Source organism: Microbacterium sp., from assembly GCF_011620665.1.
Classification (GTDB): Bacteria; Actinomycetota; Actinomycetes; order Actinomycetales; family Microbacteriaceae; genus Microbacterium.
This window is the reverse complement of the sequence record NZ_WOYQ01000030.1, coordinates 1-2,862: the sequence shown is the minus strand read 5'-3', so window position 1 is coordinate 2,862 and position 2,862 is coordinate 1. Positions and strand designations below refer to the sequence as shown.

The window sequence follows — 2,862 nt, the reverse complement described above, 5'->3', positions numbered from 1 at the left end:
CTGAGGAGGATCGTCATGTGGTGGTCGGCGTGCTCTGCCCACCAGGTGCTCGATCCGGTCGCCGGGTCCTGGCGCAAGTGCTCCCACGCGCGCCACAGCCCCTCGATGCGGGCCACCGCTTCGGGGGACTTCCACCACTCCGCCGCCCACCGGTAGCGGGCGTTGCCGCCGCCGACAGGCCGGGTGTACATGTGTCGCAGGTACTCGCGCACGAACTCGTCGACGGAGCCATACACGAGGTCGGGAGCCTCGTCGACGTCGCCCGGGTCGTCATCCTCCCGGAAATCGTCAAGCACGTCACTCACGCGCCCGGCTCCGTCCGCGGTGCGTCGTTGATCCACTCATCAGACACATTCGGGGCCGGCGCGGGCGCCGGAATCGGCGCAACCGGTGCCCCGGTACTGTGAGACGGATCGTGCGCAGCGATCGAGGCGCGCAGCGCGGCCGCGTGCGGGCCGTTCATCCACGGAACCGTCTCCACGAGCGTCGCCGGCGCTCCCGACGCGAACACGACCGCGCGGCCGCGGGGCAACGCGCCGAGGTCGGCAATGTCCAGGGTCCGCTCACGCTGGATGCCGTGCGAGGTCGAGCGGGAGCCGCGGCCGACGCTCGTCGACGTCGTGCGGCGGTCGTAGTCACCGATCATCTGTGACAGCTCGTTCAGGAACTCCGGTTCCTTCACGCCGCCGCCGTAGACGGCGACGTTCGAGGCGCTCCACAGCTTCCGCATCCCGTCGCGGCCCCATACCTGGACGCCCTGGGACCAGGACTGCAGGATGGTCATGAGCACGATGCCGCGGGAGCCGTAATGGCTGTAGAGGTCGGGGAGGTCGTGCCACCGGCACACGTTCGCGGCCTCGTCGAGGACGCCGAGCATCGGCGTCTGGAGACGCCCGCCCGGCTGCGTGGTCGCGTACTCTTCCGCGGCCTCCACCGTCGCCGCGGTAAGCGCGGTGACCAGCGGGCCGGCGGTGCCGCGACCCTCCTTGGACAGGCTGTAGAGGGTGTCCGTGCTGCGCACGAAGGCGTGGGGGTCGAATTGGGGGCGCGGATCGTATGCGTCGCCCTGAGGGGTGACCCACTGCGCGATCGCGCGGACCTTCAAGCACGACGCCATTTGCGCGGCCGTGCCGTACACGCTGTCACGTCGACGGGACTCGCCGTTGACCTGCCCCGACACGGCGTCGGCCATTTGGTCGTACCCGTGCCGGCGGAGGATGCGCACCGGCTCGTCATCGCCCGGTGTGGTCGTCCAGGTGAACGCCGTGGTGATCGGCAGGTTCTCGAGCGCGGCTGCCAGCAGGAACCCGGCGAGAAGATCCTGCCCGGCGTTGTCGAAGTAGGCATCGCCACGGCTGTCGCCGGCGCGAGAGCCGGACGCGAAATGAGCGGCCAGCTTCGCGGCCTTCACGTCGTCCGTGACATAGCTCAGCGGATTCCACCACCAGGTGGGCGACTCCAGAGCGATGCTCTGAGGATCGAACGCCCACACGCGGCCCTTCGACGCGCGCAGCTCACGCGTCGCGTCGAGCACGTCGCGCTTGTTCGACGTGGTGAGGACCGCACCCGGCGCATCCGCGATCGCCGGGATGACATAGGCGGTGGACTTGCCAACCCGAGGGCCTGCGATGAGCGTCAGCATGTCCTCCGGGGAGGCGTAGATGCGCTGGCGGCCCGCCACGGTGATCCCGACGAGCACACCGACCCAGTTCTGCACTCCGAGCCGTTGCGCGGTCTGGCGGGCGCCTGTGGCCGACAGTGAGCGCAGCTGCTTGCCCTTGCCCATGTGCATCGCGGCAGAGTCGACCGCGCTGCGACGCCGGCGAGCTCGCGCGATCGAGACGCCCACCAGCACGGCCAAGACCGTGATGACGACGAGGATCCCCACGAGGATCCATGTGGCGGATGCCGGCCAGGTGACCGTGCCGCGGATGACGCCGAAGAACACCTCGAACGGGTCAGACGTGCTGCCCTCGTTCACCCCGTCGAGCTGCGAGCCGAACGCGACGGCCCCCCACACGCTGCCGAGGATCACGAACGCGGAGACGACCGCGATCAGCAGGGCGATCGTCGACCCGTCGATGCCCTGCCCACGCTTGTTCGTGGCACTCACGCTGCGCCCTCCTCCGGTTCGACGGGGGCCGCGCCGTCGACTTCGACGGCGAACTCGTGCGCGGCGTGCTCCGCGTCGTCGAGGCCGATCATCGGGTTCGACTCGTCCGGGTCGGGGAACGCCGTGGTGGCATGCCAGAGCTTGTTGGTGTCGTTGATCGCGCGCTCGGCCTCGACCAGCTCGACCTTGATCGGGATGCCCGGGTGGCCACCGACCTTGATGAGGAACTTCCCACGGCCCGGCGGTTCGGAGCCCGGTCCCGAGTCCCAGGTGCCGGGGTCCTGCCAGGACGTGAGAAGTTCCTGCTCGGCGCGAGAGAGCGGCACAGCACTGGTCAGCATGTGCATCTCCGCGCCGGGGAGCCCGCCGCACACGACCATGCCGGCGCGTTCGACGAAGCCGCGCGCCTTCATCCGGTCCTCGTCGCTGGGCAGGGCCAGCAGATCGCTCATCGTGTGCGAAATCATCGCCAGGCCCACGCCGCGCTGACGGTTCAGGCGGGTTAGGGCATCCACCCGATCGACCATGCCGCGGCCGGCACGCAAGGCCCGCCACAGCTCGTCGAGGATGACGAAATAGTGCCGGCGGGGCTCCAGGCCGGCATCGGCCAGCGCATTCGCGACGTTCACCGTGCCGAACCCGGCCGACCAGCAGGCCAGCAAGATCGCGGCCTGCATGTCGGTGTCGGAATCATCGATCGAGGACACGTCGTACACGACCGGGCGGTCGCGCATCATCGGCACGTCGGT

2 protein-coding genes and 1 pseudogene are annotated in these 2,862 nt (G+C 69.5%); all 3 read right to left on the bottom strand.

The window, feature by feature from the left end; all coding sequences use genetic code 11:
• Positions 1–305, bottom strand: a 305-nt coding sequence (locus tag QZV81_RS04360; RefSeq protein WP_292833070.1) for a DUF4913 domain-containing protein, incomplete at its 3' end; no start/stop codon positions are given.
• Complete coding sequence (locus tag QZV81_RS04355; RefSeq protein WP_292833067.1) at positions 302–2,113, bottom strand: type IV secretory system conjugative DNA transfer family protein; 1,812 nt, start codon at positions 2,111–2,113, stop codon at positions 302–304. The genes QZV81_RS04355 and QZV81_RS04360, both read right to left, overlap by 4 nt.
• A pseudogene (locus QZV81_RS04350) lies at positions 2,110–2,862 on the bottom strand (ATP/GTP-binding protein); the annotation flags it as partial. The gene QZV81_RS04355 and the pseudogene QZV81_RS04350, both read right to left, overlap by 4 nt.